Source organism: Clostridium pacaense, assembly GCF_020709765.2.
In the GTDB taxonomy this organism is placed as follows: domain Bacteria; phylum Bacillota; class Clostridia; order Lachnospirales; family Lachnospiraceae; genus Enterocloster; species Enterocloster hominis.
Genome location: NZ_JAJFEB020000025.1, coordinates 36,609 through 54,177 on the forward strand (window position 1 = coordinate 36,609; position 17,569 = coordinate 54,177).

At 50.8% G+C, this 17,569-nt stretch carries 15 protein-coding genes and 1 pseudogene; 3 read left to right on the forward strand and 13 right to left on the reverse strand.

Features of this window, described 5'->3' with window-relative positions; genetic code table 11:
• Positions 1 to 27 precede the first annotated feature (27 nt).
• The 8 genes from LK536_RS54880 to LK536_RS54915 form a co-directional block, all read right to left on the reverse strand.
• On the reverse strand, positions 28 to 1,134 hold the full coding sequence (locus LK536_RS54880) for a mandelate racemase/muconate lactonizing enzyme family protein (protein ID WP_120055467.1): 1,107 nt from the start codon (positions 1,132 to 1,134) through the stop codon (positions 28 to 30).
• A gap of 15 nt (positions 1,135 to 1,149) precedes the next feature.
• The gene (locus tag LK536_RS54885) at positions 1,150 to 2,151 is read right to left on the reverse strand and encodes a LacI family DNA-binding transcriptional regulator (RefSeq protein ID WP_025485802.1); all 1,002 of its coding nucleotides are present in this window, start codon (positions 2,149 to 2,151) and stop codon (positions 1,150 to 1,152) included.
• 34 nt (positions 2,152 to 2,185) lie between these two features.
• The gene (locus tag LK536_RS54890) at positions 2,186 to 3,469 is read right to left on the reverse strand and encodes a TRAP transporter large permease (RefSeq protein WP_120055465.1); all 1,284 of its coding nucleotides are present in this window, start codon (positions 3,467 to 3,469) and stop codon (positions 2,186 to 2,188) included.
• Entirely contained in the window at positions 3,469 to 3,984 is a 516-nt protein-coding gene (locus LK536_RS54895) for a TRAP transporter small permease subunit (RefSeq protein WP_506092250.1), read from the reverse strand. The genes LK536_RS54890 and LK536_RS54895 overlap by 1 nt, the downstream gene beginning before the upstream one ends.
• A 59-nt stretch (positions 3,985 to 4,043) precedes the next feature.
• A complete protein-coding gene (locus tag LK536_RS54900; protein WP_025485799.1) occupies positions 4,044 to 5,141 on the reverse strand; it encodes a TRAP transporter substrate-binding protein in 1,098 nt (365 codons plus the stop codon).
• Positions 5,142 to 5,445: 304 nt separating this feature from the next.
• Positions 5,446 to 7,236, reverse strand: coding sequence for a single-stranded-DNA-specific exonuclease RecJ (locus LK536_RS54905; RefSeq protein ID WP_227796604.1), 1,791 nt, complete (start codon positions 7,234 to 7,236; stop codon positions 5,446 to 5,448).
• A 63-nt stretch (positions 7,237 to 7,299) separates the two neighbouring features.
• Complete coding sequence (brnQ, locus tag LK536_RS54910; RefSeq protein ID WP_227796603.1) at positions 7,300 to 8,661, reverse strand: branched-chain amino acid transport system II carrier protein; 1,362 nt, start codon at positions 8,659 to 8,661, stop codon at positions 7,300 to 7,302.
• Positions 8,662 to 8,803: 142 nt separating this feature from the next.
• Complete coding sequence (locus tag LK536_RS54915) at positions 8,804 to 9,724, reverse strand: LysR family transcriptional regulator (RefSeq protein WP_008719375.1); 921 nt, start codon at positions 9,722 to 9,724, stop codon at positions 8,804 to 8,806.
• 153 nt (positions 9,725 to 9,877) lie between these two features.
• On the opposite strand from LK536_RS54915, the gene LK536_RS54920 reads away from it, so the two are divergent.
• Both LK536_RS54920 and LK536_RS54925 read left to right on the forward strand, forming a co-directional pair.
• Positions 9,878 to 11,221 (forward strand): enolase C-terminal domain-like protein, encoded by a 1,344-nt coding sequence (locus LK536_RS54920; RefSeq protein WP_227796602.1) that lies wholly within the window; start codon positions 9,878 to 9,880, stop codon positions 11,219 to 11,221.
• A gap of 79 nt (positions 11,222 to 11,300) precedes the next feature.
• Positions 11,301 to 12,602, forward strand: a complete 1,302-nt coding sequence (locus LK536_RS54925; protein ID WP_008719381.1) for an SLC13 family permease — start codon at positions 11,301 to 11,303, stop codon at positions 12,600 to 12,602.
• Here LK536_RS54925 and LK536_RS54930 read toward each other — a convergent pair.
• Positions 12,531 to 12,806 (reverse strand): annotated as a pseudogene (locus LK536_RS54930) (DUF6783 domain-containing protein); the annotation flags it as partial. The gene LK536_RS54925 and the pseudogene LK536_RS54930 overlap by 72 nt on opposite strands.
• Between LK536_RS54930 and LK536_RS54935 the strand changes: the two are divergent.
• Positions 12,723 to 12,896 carry a DUF6783 domain-containing protein gene (locus LK536_RS54935; RefSeq protein WP_329602257.1) on the forward strand — a complete coding sequence of 58 codons (174 nt, stop codon included), beginning with the start codon at positions 12,723 to 12,725 and terminating at the stop codon, positions 12,894 to 12,896. The pseudogene LK536_RS54930 and the gene LK536_RS54935 overlap by 84 nt on opposite strands.
• Before the next feature lie 638 nt (positions 12,897 to 13,534).
• Here the strand turns inward: LK536_RS54935 and LK536_RS54940 are convergent.
• The 4 genes from LK536_RS54940 to LK536_RS54955 are packed head-to-tail and all read right to left on the reverse strand — an operon-like array spanning position 13,535 to position 17,466.
• Entirely contained in the window at positions 13,535 to 14,509 is a 975-nt protein-coding gene (locus LK536_RS54940; protein WP_227796601.1) for an ABC transporter ATP-binding protein, read from the reverse strand.
• Entirely contained in the window at positions 14,499 to 15,626 is a 1,128-nt protein-coding gene (locus tag LK536_RS54945) for an ABC transporter ATP-binding protein (protein ID WP_227796600.1), read from the reverse strand. Before LK536_RS54945 ends, LK536_RS54940 begins: the two co-directional genes overlap by 11 nt.
• A gap of 11 nt (positions 15,627 to 15,637) precedes the next feature.
• Entirely contained in the window at positions 15,638 to 16,543 is a 906-nt protein-coding gene (locus tag LK536_RS54950; RefSeq protein ID WP_008719388.1) for an ABC transporter permease, read from the reverse strand.
• A complete protein-coding gene (locus tag LK536_RS54955) occupies positions 16,543 to 17,466 on the reverse strand; it encodes an ABC transporter permease (protein WP_008719390.1) in 924 nt (307 codons plus the stop codon). The genes LK536_RS54950 and LK536_RS54955 overlap by 1 nt, the downstream gene beginning before the upstream one ends.
• Positions 17,467 to 17,569 lie beyond the last annotated feature (103 nt).

Here is a 17,569-nt window from a genome sequence, read left to right on the forward strand (position 1 = left end):
TCATATCACAATAAAACCAGCTGCCCCCTACACCCTATACTTCCCTATAGTATCCCAATTCAGGCTTAATCCTAAACCTGGCTCCTCAAATACAGTAACCATACCATCCTTCATCACAATACCCTGCTGGCAAAGTTCTGTCCGCAGCGGATTCTCATCCAGGGTATACTCCATATACCTGGTATTGGAAAGGGATAATCCGAAGCTCAGATTCGCTGCCAGTGAAACCATGGAGGCTGAGAAATGGGGGATTACACTTTTACCCCAGGCAGCAGCCAGCTCCCCTACCCTTTTGGCTTCGCTGATGCCTCCTGACCAGATAGCATCCACCTGGACAATATCCACTGCATCATTTACAATAAAATCCCGCATCCCAAACCGGGTAAGGTTCGTCTCGTAACCGGCAATGGGTACATCTGTACTGTGGGCCAGGCGGATACAATCCTGCATGAAATCAGTAGACATGGGTTCCTCAAAAAACAGCACGTTTTCCTCCTCGCAGATTCTTGCCATCTTTAATGCGGTTGGATAATCCCAGGCGTTATTGGCATCAATGCCAAAATCCGCATCTCCCACAGCTTTCCTGACAGCCCTGACCCGCTCCACATCCTCATTAAAAGGAGCGCCGCCCACCTTCATCTTCATGGTCTTAAAACCCATATCAAGATAGCCGGTAAATTCCTCCTGAAGTTCTGTTAAACCTTTACCATCCATATAATATCCTGCGCTGGCATACGGCTCAAGTGATTCCCTGGCAGCTCCCAACAGTTTATAAACGGGCTGACCGGAAACCTTGCCCAGGATATCCCACAATGCAATATCCACAGCGCTGATGGCTGCCATAGTAACCCCTCTGCGCCCGTATCTGGACGTGTTCTGATACATGGCGTCCCACAGCTGCTGAATCATTAAAGGATTTTTTCCTATCAGGTGTGGCTTTAATGTCTCATTGGTGATTGTCTCCAGGGAATCCAGACATCCCAATGCGAATCCCTCACCGATTCCTTCAACCCCTTCATCCGTCTTAATCTGAACTAAAAACACATCCCGGCTTGGAATGCCGGCCAACCCATCCCTTGGCGGGTTCTTTGGAAAAAATTTTAATTTGATTGGGTTGATTTCTGTTATCTTCATGGACGTTCCTCCTGGTCATAATAATGTCCTGCAGCTTTTTCTTTCTACCAGCTTTCCCTCCAGCACACAATGTGCTTCCTCGGCTTCAGGCTCCTGTATTAAATCTTTTAATATCTCAAAGCACCTGCACCCCATCTCGTATTTCGGTACGTGTATGGTCGTCAGGTCTATCCCACTGACTTTTCCCCAAAATATGTCATCAATACCAATGACAGATGCATCCTCCGGCACACGGTATCCTTCGTGTTTTAATGCATCCATTGCTCCTATGGCCATCATGTCATTGCTTCCAAGTATTGCGGTAAATCTGACTTTTTCCTCCAGCAACTGCGAAACCGCCCTGTATGCCCCATCATAAGAAAGGTTGCCCTTGACAATCCTGCACTCATCCTTCTCAATTCCGGAATCCCGGAGCGCATCCAGATAGCCATTCAACTTCTGATGACTGCTGAAAGACTTCTGCTTTCCAAAAATAAAAACAATTTCACTATGGCCTAATCCAATCAGATACTCTGCCGCTTTATACGAGGAGCCGTAATCATCGCATACCACATAACTGCTCTCTGCATTCTCCAGTTTTCTTCCTAAAAGAACATAAGGGATGTTTGTCTCACACAGGTACTGTATCTGGTCTTCCTCCTGCAGCAGGCCCGCGTGTATGATTCCATCAACCCCCAGTTCCAGAAGCTTCGGTATGGAATCACAGCTATCGGTATTTCCCATATGGCAGCTCAGGATTGTTCCATACCCATATCCGGCGGCGGTTTCTTCCACCCCCTGGATAATTTCCGTGTAAAAAGGATTCTCCAGCTCAGGAACAATCAGACCAATCATATTCCTACGGTTATTGACCAGACTCCTGGCCGCACCATTCGGTATGTACCCCAGCATATCAGCTGCCTCTTTTACCTTTCTCACTGTTTCCGGGCTGACGTGCACATTGTTGGTCAGCACCCTGGAAACAGTCGAAGTTGATATACCTGATAACCTCGAAATATCTTTTATTGTTACCCGCATCTTGATTCTCCTATATGTTATATTTTTACATTCTTCAATAACCGCACAGCCTTGGAAGGAATGTGGTGATTGGCTCTATAAAGATAATGACCAGTGCCAGTATGACCTCCAAAACAGCATAAGGAATAATGGCCTTGTACATTTTTGACAAATCTATCTTAGCCACGGTTGAAGTTGTAAATAAAAGCATCCCCACTGGCGGCGTTATCATTCCAACGGTTAACGTGATGGAAACAATTAATCCAAACCTGAGCATATCCACCTGAAACATCTGTGCAGCCGGCATGAGTATGGGAACCACAATAAGAATCGCCGGAGCCACATCCATCAGCATGCCTACCATCACAAGCAGGAAAAATACAATCAGAAGGAACGAATTCTGGCTGCTGGCAAAGGATAAACAAAACCCTGATATCTTCTGGGGCAGCTGCATGGCGGTAATCCCCCAGCCCATGGCCGCAGCCATGGCAATGATAATCATGACCACGGATGTCATTCTTGCCGCATTGGCCAAACTATTGTATAAATCCTTCCAGGTAAAGTTTTTAAGACCGAAAGCTGATATAATTATAGCATAAACCCCCGCCACAACAGAAGACTCTGTAGCAGTAAATATTCCGGTTGTGATTCCTCCCAGAATGATAAATGGCATAAACAGCGCAGGAAGGGTTTTCCAGATTGTCTGCAATACCTTTTTCCATCCGGCGAAGTTTTCCTTATAAGGATAGTTCCGTTTTACTGCAAAGTAGTAATTCATCGCAAACATCCCGGTAGTCAGTATGATAGCCGGCACAATCCCCCCGATGAACATGGCTGACACGGAAACATTTCCTGCCACAATCGCATAGATGATGAAAATATTACTAGGCGGCACTATAGGCGACAGGACCGCGCTGGCAGCTGTGACGGAAGCGGAAAAGTCCCTGTCATATCCCTGGTCTGTCATCATCTCTATCTCAATCGACCCCAGGCCCACTGCGTCCGCGTTAGCAGCCCCGCTGATTCCGCCAAAAAGCATGCTGGCCAGCACATTGGCATGGGCCAGGCCACCCCTGATATGCCCCACAAGCGCATCACAGAACAAAAGGATTCTTTTTGTTATACCACCTTTTGACATAATATCCGCAGCCAGGATGAAAAATGGTATGCAAAGATATGTAAATGAATTCACTCCCGTAATCATCTTGGTTGGAAGTATGGTCATCTTAGCGTCACACATATGTAACGAAATAATTGTTATAAAACCAATTCCCCAGCTAATAGGTACGCCAATGACAATGACAGCTATAAAAACCACCAGAATAATCAGTCCCTGCATTACTCAACACCTCCCTGTCCCATATTTTCAAATGGTTCCTTTTCTTTTGTGATAATCCCAAGAACATCAATGGCATATCTGACAAATATAAACAGCATACCAATCGTAATGGGTACATACATCATGAAACCAGGAAGGCCCATGGCCGGAGACCGGTAAGTACGGTTGGTATTAAGCACTACGAATGAATATCTGAATGCCACTACCGCCACGAACAGGCAGATGCACTGCACAACAATATACAAAAATAGCTTAGGAACGCCTTTACATCTGTTGATGAAAAACGTATTGGCAGATTCCAGCCCCTGCTTTACCGTAATCGGCAGTTCCAGATATATGAGCCAGAACAAGCAGAATCTGGAAAGTTCTTCCGTAAATGACAACGGCAATATTAAAAACCGGGAAATAATGAACCGGTAAAGCACCTGCACAAAAATAGACAGGAATGCTGTTGCCAGCAATACTACCCCGCATACTTCAAAACACTTATGTATCCGGTTTTCTAACTGGTCCATTTTTCTGTATGCTAATTTCAAAACCTCCATCCTCTGCTCCTCCTAAACTCCTATTAAACTTAATGGCTTGACCTGTATGCTTCAATCTTTGCGATAAAATCATTGACCGGTTCCTCACCTATCAAATTGACAATATAGTCATGTGAACCCTTATATACGGCTTCATGCCAAAGTTCTAATTCCTCCGGGGTTGGTTCATATACGACGATATCCTCATTTTTCAAAAATTCCAGTCCTTCCTTTTCCTGCTTATCCACAAACTGGATAGCGGATTTCCGGGCCTCTGCCACGGCCTCATCAAATATAGGTTTCAAATCCCCGGGAAGGCTTTCATACCACTGGTGATTTACCACAAATGGTGATATGGAATATACATGCCCATCTGTTACCATATATTTTTGGACTTCATATGTTAAATCACTGATAATAAATGCTGTCGGGTTTTCCTGGCCATCCACCACTCCGTTCTGCAGCGCTGAATATAATTCAGACGAAGACATGGGGGTTGCTATGGCTCCCAGGGATTCAACCATTTTCACATAAAGCTCATTCTCCATAACGCGGAATACAATTCCCTTCATATCATCCGGAACCCTTATTTCCTTTTTATTATTGGTAAAATGTCTGGCCCCCGCAGTAAAACATGTGGCAACATCTATACCCATGGAATCTTCCACTGTCTCAAAGGTTTTCATCATCTCCCCGTCAGCAAGCAATGCATTACACTCCTCATTGCTTCCTATTGAGCCCGGTATCTGCCACAGGTTCAGCTGTGTGTCATTAGAAATCAGTGTGCTTATATTGACCAAAGCTGTCTCTATATTGCCATCGGATACACCCGACAATACTTCGCTAAAGGACCCCAGCTGCGCTGCGGGATATATCTGGATGTCAAACCTTCCAGGTGCTTTTTCGTCCAGGTAATCTTTAAAGGTCTGTGCAAATTCAGTCTCCAGGCAGGTTTCCCTGGTCAGTTCAGGCGAGTTATAAGAAAACTTAAGTTTAATCACATCACCTGTACCTTCTTTTGCTGCCTCTGTTTTCTGTGTTTCCGGCTTTTTGGACGGTTCCTCTGTAGATGTGCTGCCTCCACATGCAGTCAGGATCCCCATCATCACACATGCTGCGGTTACAAATACGGTTAGCTTTCTCTTCATAAATTTTACCTCCTTATACTTGATTTACAGTTTTTGCTTTCTATGGGAACGTTCCCACACATATCCTAAGGATAGGAACGTTCCCATGATAACGTTCCCACACTTTATTATATAGCATATTTCACAATGACTGTCAATATTATATTTATTTTTTCACCAATTTTACACCTTCCATATAATAACACTGTTAACATGTAAAAAGGATGGACACGTAATAAAGTACCATGCTCCATCCTTTTATCTTAAAATTAAGTTGCATACGCTCTTGCGGCAGACAGCTGTCCCTATCCATTTACGCCTTATCTCAATGGAACTTCCAGTCCTTCACCACTATCTGAAGATTCCTGTTCCCATTATATTCATTTACCCCAGGGTAATAGATGATATCCATGACCCTGCTGTTTCCTTTTTCCTCCATAAACAGGTCGCCCTCTGTAAATACCACCCCGTTCATGGATACCCCCCGCTCATTGACCAGGCTCAGACGCACCACATTCCGGTTCCTGCCCATGACGCTGGCGCTCCGTATCACCATATTCTTCTGTGCAAACTGCGGTTTCTCATTGCCCTGTCCGTAAGGCTCCAGCAGTTCCAGTTCCTTCACAAATGACTCCGATATGTACTCAAAAGGCATGGCCACATCTATCCAGACCCTGGGGATGAAATCATCCTCCGTCAGACGCTCCCTGGCGTTCTCATTAAGACGGCGCCGGAACGCATCCACGTCTTCCTCCCTCAGGGAGAATCCCGCCGCCATGGGATGGCCTCCGAACTTGAGAAGCAGGTCCTTTACCTCCACCAGCGCATGGAACATGTGGTAAGCTTCAATGGAACGCCCTGAGCCCTTGGCACAGCCTTCTGCGCGTGTCAGGACAAAGGAAGGCTTGCCGTACCGTTCCCTCAGCCGCCCTGCCACAATCCCTGCCAGTGACTCGTGGCAGTCCGGCAGGAACACCACCAGAACCTTGTCATCCCGGTATAGTTCATCCACCATGGCCGCCGCATCGTCAATGCCTGCCTGGGTCATGTCCTTTCTCTGGTCATTGAGTTCCTTAAGCTCCTGGGCCATGCGGTCCGCCTCCATCTCATCCTCACAGAGCAGAAGCCCAAGGGCCAGCTTGGCGGTCTGAAGCCGTCCGCTGGCATTGAGACAGGGTCCGATGACAAAGCCGATATGGTAGGCCGTAATGGAGTCCGCTGCCAGGTTATTCTTCTCTATCAGCTTACGCAGCCCAAGATTGGATGTATGGCCCAGGCGGCAAAGCCCTTCCTTCACAATGATGCGGTTCTCGCCCTGGAGCTTCATCACATCCCCTACCGTTGCAATGGCCGCAATCTCAAGCATGTCCAGCCATTCCTCCGCAGGCACCCCGCATTCCTCAAACAGCACCTGTACCAGCTTGTAGGCCACCATGCCGCCGCATATGCCGGGAAATGGATATCTGCAGCCCCTCATCTTGGGATTCACAATGGCATCCGCAGGCGGAAGCACCTCGGTTCCCTGGCAGGAGTCCTCTGCATCTGCATCATTTCCATCCTGGCCGCCCGCATCATCTCCAGCGCCGCTGTTTCCGCTTTCCTCCACCAGTATGTCATGATGGTCCGTAACCACCACGGTCATCCCCAGTTCCTTTGCCCTGGCAATCTGGCTGACCGCCGCGATTCCGTTGTCGCAGGTGAGTATGGTATCAATGCCGTCCTCTGCCGCTGCCTCAATGATCATCTCATTGATCCCATACCCGTCCTTAATCCTGTCCGGTATCTCAAAATCCACATTGGCCCCAATCCGTTTCAGCGCCCGGTAGAGCAGATAGGTGGAGCAGACGCCGTCAATATCATAATCCCCCACAATGCGGATGGATTTCCCTTCCTGCACCTTGCCCCGCAGGATTCCCACCGCCTTTTCCATGTCCGGCAGCAGACGGGGGTCGTGCAGGTCTTTTACGGAGCCATGCAGGTAATGCCCGATGTCCTCCATCCCCTCAATTCCCCGGTTACGGATAATCCTTGCCGTTACCGGACTGATTCCATATGTCTCCGCAATTTTATTAAAATCCGCCTTTTTAGCGTGCAGCATCCATCTCGTCTGTGTCATGTCCCATCCTGTCCTTTTCTGTGTCAATCACAATTCCATCAATCATTCTGAATCAATATTTTCCTATAAATCATTTTCCTCCTCCATCACAGAGGAGACAACAATCCCAGCCGCCATCCCTGCCAATGCAGGCACGACCCATCCCAGTCCGGCCCCATATCCCGGAAGGTAGGTGGTTGCCTGGCTCAGGAAAGGTATGGTAACCTTACTCTGCTCCAGCGCATATACCACGCTGACAATCCCTGTGAGCAGGATGCTGCACGGGAACATGGATGGCCACCTCCTGGTCAGGGGGCCCAAAAATGCCAGCACAATCAGCACGATTGCCACCGGGTATATGGCGTTCAGCACTGGTTCCGATACGGTCAGTATCCGGTTCAGCCCCGCGCTGGATATCACCAGGCTGACAGCCGCAAACACAAATACCCACACCCTATATCCAATCACCGGGATTATGGTGGTAAAATACTGGCTGCAGCAGCTTAAAAGTCCCACGCATGTATTAAAGCACGCGATGAGGAAGATAACCCCCAGGATCATCATCCCTGCATTCCCAAACAGGCTGCCCGCCACATAGGTAAGTATCCTGGCTCCGTTCCTTGTATCGGCAGCCGCTGCGCCCGCAGGCGCCCCAATGTGGGCCAGCGCCCCATAGACCAGGGCCAGAAGGATGCCGGCAATCACTCCCGCCTTTACGGTTTCCCTGACAACCGCGCCCTCCTGGTCCACGCCCTTGGCCCGGATATTGATGGCAATGATGATGCCGAAGTTAAGGGCGGCAATGGTATCCATGGTCTGATATCCTTCCAGAAAGCCCTTGACCACCGGCCCTGCGCTGTAAATCGCCTCCGGCGCCCCATAGGGACCCATGGGCCATACCAGGCATCCGGTAAAAATCACCCCGATTAATATTAAAAGCGCGGGGCAGAGCACCTTCCCCAACCGGTCCGTCAGCTTCTCAGGCCTGAAGGCCACTGCCATGGCCGCCATGAAGAAAAGGGCCGAATATCCAAACTGCGCCGCTGTCTGAAGGGTAAAACCAGTTCCTCCCACAAGCTGCCCCATCTCAAACCGCATCCCGGTCAGAATGGGAAGCACCGTCATCTCAAAGGAGGTGCTGGCTGTCCTTGGAATAGCCAGACATGGTCCGATGGACAGGTAAATCAGCAGCGTGAACAGAAACGCGAAGGCAGGATGTACTTTCTTTGCCAAGCTGGGTAGCCCGCCGGAAAGCGCAACCGCCGCCACGCCCAATACAGGAAGCCCCACCGCGCTTATGAGGAACCCCTCCATTGCCCGCCATGTAAGGCTGCCTGCCTGTGCCCCAAGAAAAGGCGGGAAAATCAGATTTCCCGCGCCAAAAAACATGGAAAATAATGTAAATCCAACAAGCAGCAGATTGTGCTTTGATAGTTTCTGTCTCATATGTACGTCCCCGCTCAATACAAAATAAGAGATAAGAGTTTATCCCCCGATTTCTCTTATCTCTTCCTTTCCCTATGATACCACAAAACAGGACATGTTTCAACACTAACACCACGTCCCTGCAGACACACGCATGCACGGCTCAGTCCCCTGGCCCGTCTTCATCCTGCCGTTCAAAATATCCGCGTATGTATCGGAACAGCGCTCTTTCCGGCTCGTTCTGGATCAGGTTCTTCCTGCGCACCAGGGCATTATAGCGGTACATCCGGGGATTCAGGGAATAATAGGCAACATTTTCCCTGTCACTGACACAGGACCTGGCAATGAACGTGACGCCAATCCCTTTTGCCACCATGGCCCGGGTGGCAATGATGCTGTTGGTCTCGCACATGGTACTTGGCTGGAACCCTGCGGATGCAAATATCCGGTCTGCCAGTTCCCTCAGAGTGGACCCTTTCTTGGACAGCATGAAATTCTCATCCTTAAATTCCCGGACCAGTTCTTCCCTGGTCAGATTTCCGGTCCGGTTACGCAGGCAGTAACCATGGGCCGCAGGCACTGCAAAAAGCACCTCTTCCTTCCGGAGAAGGGACACCTGTTCCCCTGCAAATGCATCCGCGCAGTTCAGCGCCATGACCGCACAGTCAATTCCCTCCTCCAGGATCATCCTTGTAAGCGTGGGCACATTGGATTCCGTAATCTCAATGGTAACCTGGGGAAACTCCTTCTTATAGACAGGTATGATCTCCGTCAGCATCCTCAGGCCGAACTGGGAAGTCACCCCAATGGTGATATGGCCTTTATGGTTCAGCCCCCGGATGTTATGGTACAGGTCCTTCTGGATCTGGATTACCTTCCTGGCAGCCTCCACATACAGTTCCCCTGCCGGGGTCAGCAGCAGTTCCCCCTTGGCCCGTATGAAAAGCGGTACCCCAATCTCCTGTTCCAGCCTGGACAGGTACTGGCTCAGGGAGGACTGGGATACATAAAGCTCTTCCGCCGCCTTTGTCATATTCTTTTTCCTGGCAATTGTCAGCACATAATTCAAATATTTTGTATCCAATGTAATCCCCTCCCGCACATCCATGATTGGATATATTTACTATTAGCAAATGTGATTGCTCCAATTATTTTTACATATTGGCCTGTTTCTCCTAACTGTATTATAATGAAAACCGTCAGAAAAACAAGAGTTTCAAGAAAAGGAGCAGATGATATGTTGAATAATACGCCGGTCATCACAGACATGAAAGTCATTCCCGTGGCTGGATATGACAGTATGGAAATGACCCTGAGCGGGGCGCACGCACCCTATTTTACGAGAAATATTGTAATCCTTGAAGACAACTCCGGCCATACGGGAATTGGGGAAATCCATGGCGGTGAATACACCTGTGAATGCCTGACCAGCTACATCCCCCTGGTAGTGGGGCAGGAAGTCGGTAAATACCGCTCCATTCTTGGAACCATCCACCGGGGAGGCAGGAAAGCGCCTGGGGATGACGGGGAAGGGATACAGACCCTGGACATCAGCAAACTCAAGTTCGTGGTCCAGGCAGAATGGGCCATTGAATGCGCTCTGCTAGACCTGCTTGGACAGCACCTGGGTGTTCCTGTGTGCGGGCTTCTGGCTGAAGGAAAGCAGCGCAGCCAGGTGGAAGTGCTGGGATACCTGTTCTATGTCTCAGATAAAGGCAAAACCAGCCTTCCTTACATAGATGAATCCAACAGCAGCGATTCCTGGTTCCGGATGAGACGCAGGGAGATGGTCAGCCATGAACAGATTGTGGAACAGGCCTGCTGCCTTCAGGAAAAATACGGATACCGCAACTTCAAACTGAAAGGCGGCGTATTCTCCGGTGAATATGAGATGGAGACCATACGCGCCTTAAAGAAACAGTTTCCAAACGGACGCATCAACATAGACCCCAACGGGGCATGGAGCCTTCAGGAGGCCATCGGACTGTGCCGGGACATGGGCCATATCCTGTCCTATGTGGAGGATCCCTGCGGACCTGAGGCAGGATTCTCCAGCCGTGAGATCATGGCTGAATTCAAGAATGCAACCCATATTCCGGTTGCCACCAATATGATTGCCACCAACTGGAGACAGTTTTACCACGCAGCCGCGTTAAAATCCGTGGACATCGTGCTGGCAGACCCGCATTTCTGGGGACTTGAAGGAAGCCTGCGCATGGCGGCGCTTTTAAATGACTGGGGACTTACCTGGGGAAGCCATTCCAACAACCATTTTGACATAACCCTTACCACCTTTGCCCATGTGGCCGCCGCCGCCCCCGGTTCCCCCACCGCCCTGGATACCCACTGGATCTGGCAGGACGGGCAGAACCTGTTAAAGGATACGCCTGCCATCCGGGACGGTTATCTGGAGGTTCCTGACCGGCCTGGTCTGGGCGTCACCCTGGATATGGAGAAGGTGATGGAGGCAAACCGGCTTTATCATTCCATGCCAAACCATGACAGGGATGATGCAATGGCCATGCAGTACCTGATACCAGGATGGAAATATGATTCCAAAAAGCCCTGCCTTGTAAGATAGGCTTGAAACAGGCATGCTGCCCCGGCATAGGGCAGGCCGCTCCTGCAGCAGAAAACAAATAATGGGAGGATAATGAAACATGAGTTATACCGCAATTATAGGCTTCGCGATGATGATATTAATCACCACGCTGCTCTTAAAGAAGAAAGTCAGCACCTTGTTTGCATTTACAATCATTCCCATCATTGGCGCCTTTTTAATCGGCGCCAGTGTCCCGGAGATATGCGGCTATATCAATTCCGGCCTGGGAAAAACCAGGGACCTGATGTTCATCATCTTCTTTTCCCTGCCATACTTCTCCGTCATGTCGGAAGCAGGACTGTTCGACATCATGGTTGAATTCCTGTTGAAACACACCAGGCTCAGTGTCACCGTAATCTGTATCATCACGGTGCTGGTATCCCTGATTACGGAAATTGACGGAAGCGTCACCTCCACTTATCTGGTTACCATCCCCATGATGCTGCCCCTTTACAAAAAGCTGAAGATTGACCCCAAGGTCCTTCTGCTGCTGTGTTCCGCCACCATGTGCGCCCTGTTCGTTACGCCATGGAACGGCAGGACCTTAAGGGCGGCCACGCTCTTAGAGGGAATCGAAAGTCCACAGAACTACATTTTCATGAAAATGCTTCCCATGATGCTGATTTACATCGCACTCTGCATTGTCCTTGCCGTAATCCTTGCACGGCTGCAGATGAAGAAAGGCGCAGGGCAGGTAAGCGCGGACGTGGACACCCGGACGGTGATGGAAGCTTCTGAACTGAAACGGCCTAAATTGTTCTGGTTCAACCTGGTCTGGACAATCCTTCTTATAATCGGACTCAGCGTCGTGCCCTGCCCGGACTACTTTGTATTTGCCATTGGCCTGATTGTGGCCCTCAGCGTCAACTACCCTGACCTGAAACTCCAGGGAAGCCTGTTAAAGAAATATTCCCAGGAAATGTATTCCACTGCCTGCGCCGTATTCCTGTCCGGAGTAGTGGTCGGGGTGCTGTCTGAAAGCGGAATGATGGATGCCATGGTGGATTTCCTTATCCGTATCATCCCCGGTACCATGGGACCATGGGTATATCTTATCATTGCACTGTTTTCCACCCCGCTCATGCTTATCTTCACCAATGATATATGGCAGTATGCCCTGGTCCCCATTGTTGCCGGGGTAAGCAGCAAATTCGGCGTTCCCAATGAAATAGTGGTGCTTACACTTCTCATGAACATGGGCGCCATGATTTCCCCGGTTGCCCAGCCTCAGATCTATCTGGCCTGCGACCTGGCCGATGGCACGGAGTTGGCGGATTATGTGAAATTCTCATTTGTGCCTCTGTGGATCCTGTCCGTGCTTTGGGTGGTGATTGGGTATTGTATTGGGGTGTTTAGGTGATGGAAGGATTTTAGGTGCGGAGGGATTTTGGGGTGCGGACGGGGAGGTGGTGGCGTCCGTGAGCGGAAGGGGGCTGGGGGAGGTGGATACGGCTGCGGTGCTAGTAGTTCTAGGTCGTGTTTGAAAATTGCTTTCCGTCAGCTGTGCGTTCCACTTTGTGGGAGATTTGGTCCCGATGAGGGAGGCGTAGCGGGCTACGTTGACCGAATTGGGACCAAATATGCCGCGAAGTGGGGCGTGCAGATGGCGGGAATGAATTTTCAAACACGACCTAGGACTCTGGGAACCGGCTAAAAACAAGAGGCTTCTGCCCTAACTCGCTGCTGCTCTTTTCCTTGATTTTAGTTACTGGGCTCAGACAAAGGGCGCCAGCCTCTTAACGCCGCTTCCCACAGCCCAAGAACTACACGCACCTGTAGATGCATCCACCGCCCCCAGCCTCCTTCCGCTCACCCACTACGTTTCCTCGCGCCTGCATCCATTCAATCTGTACCGGTGGGATGGTTGACAGGCTTAGGCTTTTCTGATTGTTTCGTGATTCCGGCTTTGATTTTATTGGATGTGTCTGACTGTCAGAGGGTTTACTTCAATTATTGGAATGTATCAGAAATATCAAAATGCCGCGGGTCCACAAAACTTGATTGATGTTTATGTGGGACTGCGGCATTCTGTCTGTTGGGATTTTCTTTTGATTTGGATTCTGTTCTGTTTTGAATCTGTCTTATTCTGTATCTACTCTACGCTGTATCAGCCTTATTCCGTATCTGTTCTGCACTGCTTCAGCCTTATTCCGTATCTGCTCTGCACTGTATCAGCCTTATTCCGTATCTGTTCTGCACTGCTTCAGCCTTATTCCGTATCTGCTCTACGCTGTATCAGCCTTATTCCGTATCTGTTCTACTTCCAGCCACCCTATGCCAGACTTATTTCCTTTATGTCAGCGGAAAGTGGCAGAACACCTGGCGTTCCCCGATTGTTTTTCCTTCTGGCACGGTTTGGCTGCAGATGTCTTTTGCGTATGGGCATCTTGTGTGGAAGCGGCAGCCGGAGGGAGGGTTTACGGGGCTGGGGATTTCGCCTGTCAGGAGTTCTTTTTCATCGCTGCGAAGCCTGGGGTCTGCTTTTGGTATGGCGTTGAGCAGGAAATGGGTGTATGGATGCAGGGGATGGTCGTAAAGTTCATGGGTGTCCCCTATCTCGCAGACCATGCCCAGGAACATGACGCAGACCCGGTCGGATATGAACTTCACCACACTCAGGTCATGGGAAATGAACAGGTAGGTCAGCTGGTACTGTTCCTGCAGGTCTTTTAACAGGTTTAATACCTGGGACTGGATGGATACGTCCAGGGCGGATACCGGCTCGTCGCATATGATCAGCCTGGGATGCAGGGCTATGGCCCTTGCAATACCGATTCTCTGGCGCTGTCCGCCTGAGAACTGGTGGGGGTACCGGTTGATGAACTCCCTTGGGATTCCCACCTCATCCATCAGCTCCTTGACCTGGCGGTCAATCTCGTCCTTTGTCCTGGCAAGGCCGTGGGTGGTAAGTGGTTCTGAGATGATTTCCCTTACGTTCATACGGGGATTTAAGGATGCGTACGGATCCTGGAAGATGATCTGCATCTGACGCCGGATTTCCGTAAATTCCCTGTCCTTCATCCTGGTGATGTCTGTCCCGTCAAATTCAACGGTACCGGATGTGGCCTCTATGAGCTTAATCAGGGTGCGCCCCAATGTGCTTTTGCCGCAGCCTGACTCGCCTACCAGGGCCAGCGTCTCGCCTTCGTATATCTTTAGGTTCACACCGGATACCGCGTGCACCACATTTTTTCCTTTTTTGCCGCCTTCAAGGGCAAATTCCTTTACAAGGTCCCTGGCCTCCAGAAGTATTTTCTTATCTGCCATCTTCCGCCACCTCCCCGCAGGATGAGCCTGCCTGTCCATCCAGGCCGCATGATTCAGGGGCCGTGTCCTTCTGCCCCCTATCTTCATAAAGGAAACACCGTACCTTGTGGCTCATGCCGTTTTCATCTGTCCCAATCCCGTACAGTCCGGGCTTTTCCTCCATGCACCGCGCCTCCGCCTTTTTACAGCGGTTGCAGAAATTGCAGCCTGCCGGCAGATGCAGGAGGTTGGGTACCACACCTTCTATGGTATAGAGCCGCTCCTCCCTGCTATCCAGTTTGGGTATGGACTTTAACAGTCCCTGGGTATAGGGGTGGCTGGTGTTCCCAAACAGGTCGAATACCTCTGCCTGCTCCATTACCTTGCCCGCGTACATGACGTAGACGTAATCGCACACCTCTTCCACCACTCCCATATTGTGGGTTATCAGGATAATGGATGTTCCCTGTTCGTCCCGCAGGCGTTTCATCAGACGCAGTATCTGCGCCTCTATGGTAACGTCCAGGGCCGTGGTCGGCTCGTCTGCAATCATGACCTTGGGCTTACAGACCATGGCCATTCCTATCATCACACGCTGGCGCAGGCCGCCGGAAAGCTGATGGGGATAGGAATGGTAACGCTTCTCCGGCTCCGGGATCCCCACCTCCTTAAATATCTCAATCACCTGACGGCTGGCCTCGGCCTTTGATACCTTCTGGTGCAGAAGGATGGCTTCCTGGACCTGCCTTCCCACCGGATACACGGGATTCAGGGAGGTCATGGGTTCCTGGAAAATCATGGATATCTCATTGCCGCGCACCCTGGCCCTCTCCTTTGGATTCAGATAGGTAATGTCCCTGCCGTCCAGGGTAATCCTTCCTCCCACCACTTTGCCGGGGTGGCGCAGAAGCCCCATCACGGACATGGCCGTCATGCTCTTCCCGCACCCGGACTCGCCTACCAGGCCGATTATCTTGCCCGCAGGCACCTCGATGGTCACATCATCCACCGCCGGGACCGTACCCCTGGCTGTGAAAAAATAGGACTGCAGGTTCTCAATTGTCAGTACATTGTTCCCTGCCGGGGCATTGTCCCCGGTCAAAGCATTTTCTTGTGTCAAAGCATTTTCCCTGTTCATCCGCCTGCCTCCTATTGTTCTTTTAAATACGGGTCAAGCACATCCCTGAGGCCGTCGCCAAGGAAGTTAAATGCCATGACCACAATCATGATTGCCACGCTGGGCGCAATGGAAAGCCACGGTTCGGAGAAAAGGTACTTCTTGCCGCGGACAACCGCAAGTCCCCAGCTGGCTGACGGCGGCTGCAGCCCTGCCCCAAGGAAGCTTAAGGAAGACTCCGTCAGTATGGCCGCCGGTATGTTAAGGGTAAACAGCACAATCAGGGACGGCAGGCAGTTGGGAAGGATGTGCCGGAACATAATCCTCCACTTCTTCACGCCGATGGAACGGGCCGCCTCCACATACTCCGCCTCTTTCAGGGAAAGGGTCTGGGAGCGGACAATCCGGGCCGTCCCTGCCCAGTTCACCAGGATCAGCGCCGCGAAAATACTCACAAGGCCGCCGCCTATGGTATAGGTAATGACCAGAGCCAGAAGCAGGGAGGGAAATGCAAGCATCACATCTGCCAGGCGCATGATTGCAAAGTCAACCCTGCCGCCGTAAAAACCGGCCAGCAGCCCCAGGACGGTTCCGATTGCCATAGAAATCAGCGTGGGGACAAGCCCTACAAGCAGGGATACCCTTGCTCCGTATATAATCCGGCTGAACAGGTCCCGTCCCAGCTCGTCCGTTCCCAGAAGGTGGGCCGCGCCGGGCGCCTGAAGCCGATCGGTCAGTGTCTGGGCGTATGGGTCATAGGGCGCTGCCAGCGGTGCGAATATGGCGGCCAGCGCAATCACGATGATTACAATTGCCGCAAATGCAGCCAGTTTATTCTGGCGGACCATGGTCTTCATCTGGTCCAGCAGTGTCTCGGATTCCCCTATCTGTGACTCCACATCCAGGGAATTGATTGTTGTTATTTTTTCCTCATTCATCATGCGCCCTCCCTGATTCTCGGATCCAGTACCGAATACAGCATATCCGCTACCAGGTTTCCTGCAATTACAAGAATGGTTGTAAAGATGACTGTGCCCTGCAAAAGAGGCATGTCCCTTGTCTCAATGGCGTTCACCGCCAGACGTCCGATTCCCGGAATCCCGAACACGCTCTCAGTCAGCACGGCTCCTGAAAGCATGCTGGAAACCTGGAGCGCCATCATGGTGACCACAGGCAGCATGGCGTTCTTAAGGGCGTGATGGACAATGACGCCCCATTCCCTGAGTCCCTTGGCCCTGGCCGTGCGTATGTAATCCCCCTGCATGGCCTCCACCAGGTTGGAACGCGTCATGCGGGCAATGCTTCCCGCCGAGTTCCACCCAAGGACAATGGCCGGCAGCACCATGGCAGCCAGGGAATCATATCCGGATACCGGAAACAGTTTAAGCTTGAATGCAAATACGTACTGAAGCACAAGCGCGGTCATGAATACAGGCATGGAAACCCCCAGCAGGGCGCATCCCATGAACAGGCGGTCCAACAGCCTGTTCTGTTTCACGGCAGCCACAATCCCGGCAGTGATTCCGATGATCCAGGCCACCACGGCCGCGCACACGGAAAGCTTGACCGTGTTAGGAAATGCTTCCAGTATGATTCCTGTCACATTCCGGTTCAGCCGGTAGGAAGTGCCAAAATCCCCTTTAAGGGCATTGCCCACATACCGGAAAAACTGGATATACAGCGGCTGGTCCAGACCCATTTCCCGGCTGACCTTGTCAATGATGGCCTGGTTCACATGCTCGCCCAGCATGGTGGTGACCGGATTGCCGGGTATGATCCTCAGCATGATGAAAATAATCAGGACAACGCCTATAAGGACCGGTATGGATATCAGGATTCGTTTCAGACATTTTTTAAGCACTGGATTACCCCCTTCTTCCTTCTGGGAGTACTCTCAGAAACCACCTTGACAGGCAAAGAGGTTTCTGAGGGCACTCCGCACATCTGCCAAAGGTGCCGCAGTA

Excerpts from the sequence above, each read along its gene's own strand:
- LK536_RS54890 (WP_120055465.1), bottom strand. The coding sequence starts at position 3,469 with ATGCAGGGACTGATTATTCTGGTGGTTTTTATAGCTGTCATTGTCATT.
- LK536_RS54880 (WP_120055467.1), bottom strand. The coding sequence starts at position 1,134 with ATGAAGATAACAGAAATCAACCCAATCAAATTAAAATTTTTTCCAAAG.
- LK536_RS54895 (WP_506092250.1), bottom strand. The coding sequence starts at position 3,984 with ATGGACCAGTTAGAAAACCGGATACATAAGTGTTTTGAAGTATGCGGG.
- LK536_RS54925 (WP_008719381.1), top strand. The coding sequence starts at position 11,301 with ATGAGTTATACCGCAATTATAGGCTTCGCGATGATGATATTAATCACC.
- LK536_RS54945 (WP_227796600.1), bottom strand. The coding sequence starts at position 15,626 with ATGAACAGGGAAAATGCTTTGACACAAGAAAATGCTTTGACCGGGGAC.
- LK536_RS54885 (WP_025485802.1), bottom strand. The coding sequence starts at position 2,151 with ATGCGGGTAACAATAAAAGATATTTCGAGGTTATCAGGTATATCAACT.
- LK536_RS54900 (WP_025485799.1), bottom strand. The coding sequence starts at position 5,141 with ATGAAGAGAAAGCTAACCGTATTTGTAACCGCAGCATGTGTGATGATG.
- LK536_RS54940 (WP_227796601.1), bottom strand. The coding sequence starts at position 14,509 with ATGGCAGATAAGAAAATACTTCTGGAGGCCAGGGACCTTGTAAAGGAA.
- brnQ (WP_227796603.1), bottom strand. The coding sequence starts at position 8,661 with ATGAGACAGAAACTATCAAAGCACAATCTGCTGCTTGTTGGATTTACA.
- LK536_RS54920 (WP_227796602.1), top strand. The coding sequence starts at position 9,878 with ATGTTGAATAATACGCCGGTCATCACAGACATGAAAGTCATTCCCGTG.
- LK536_RS54905 (WP_227796604.1), bottom strand. The coding sequence starts at position 7,236 with ATGACACAGACGAGATGGATGCTGCACGCTAAAAAGGCGGATTTTAAT.
- LK536_RS54950 (WP_008719388.1), bottom strand. The coding sequence starts at position 16,543 with ATGAATGAGGAAAAAATAACAACAATCAATTCCCTGGATGTGGAGTCA.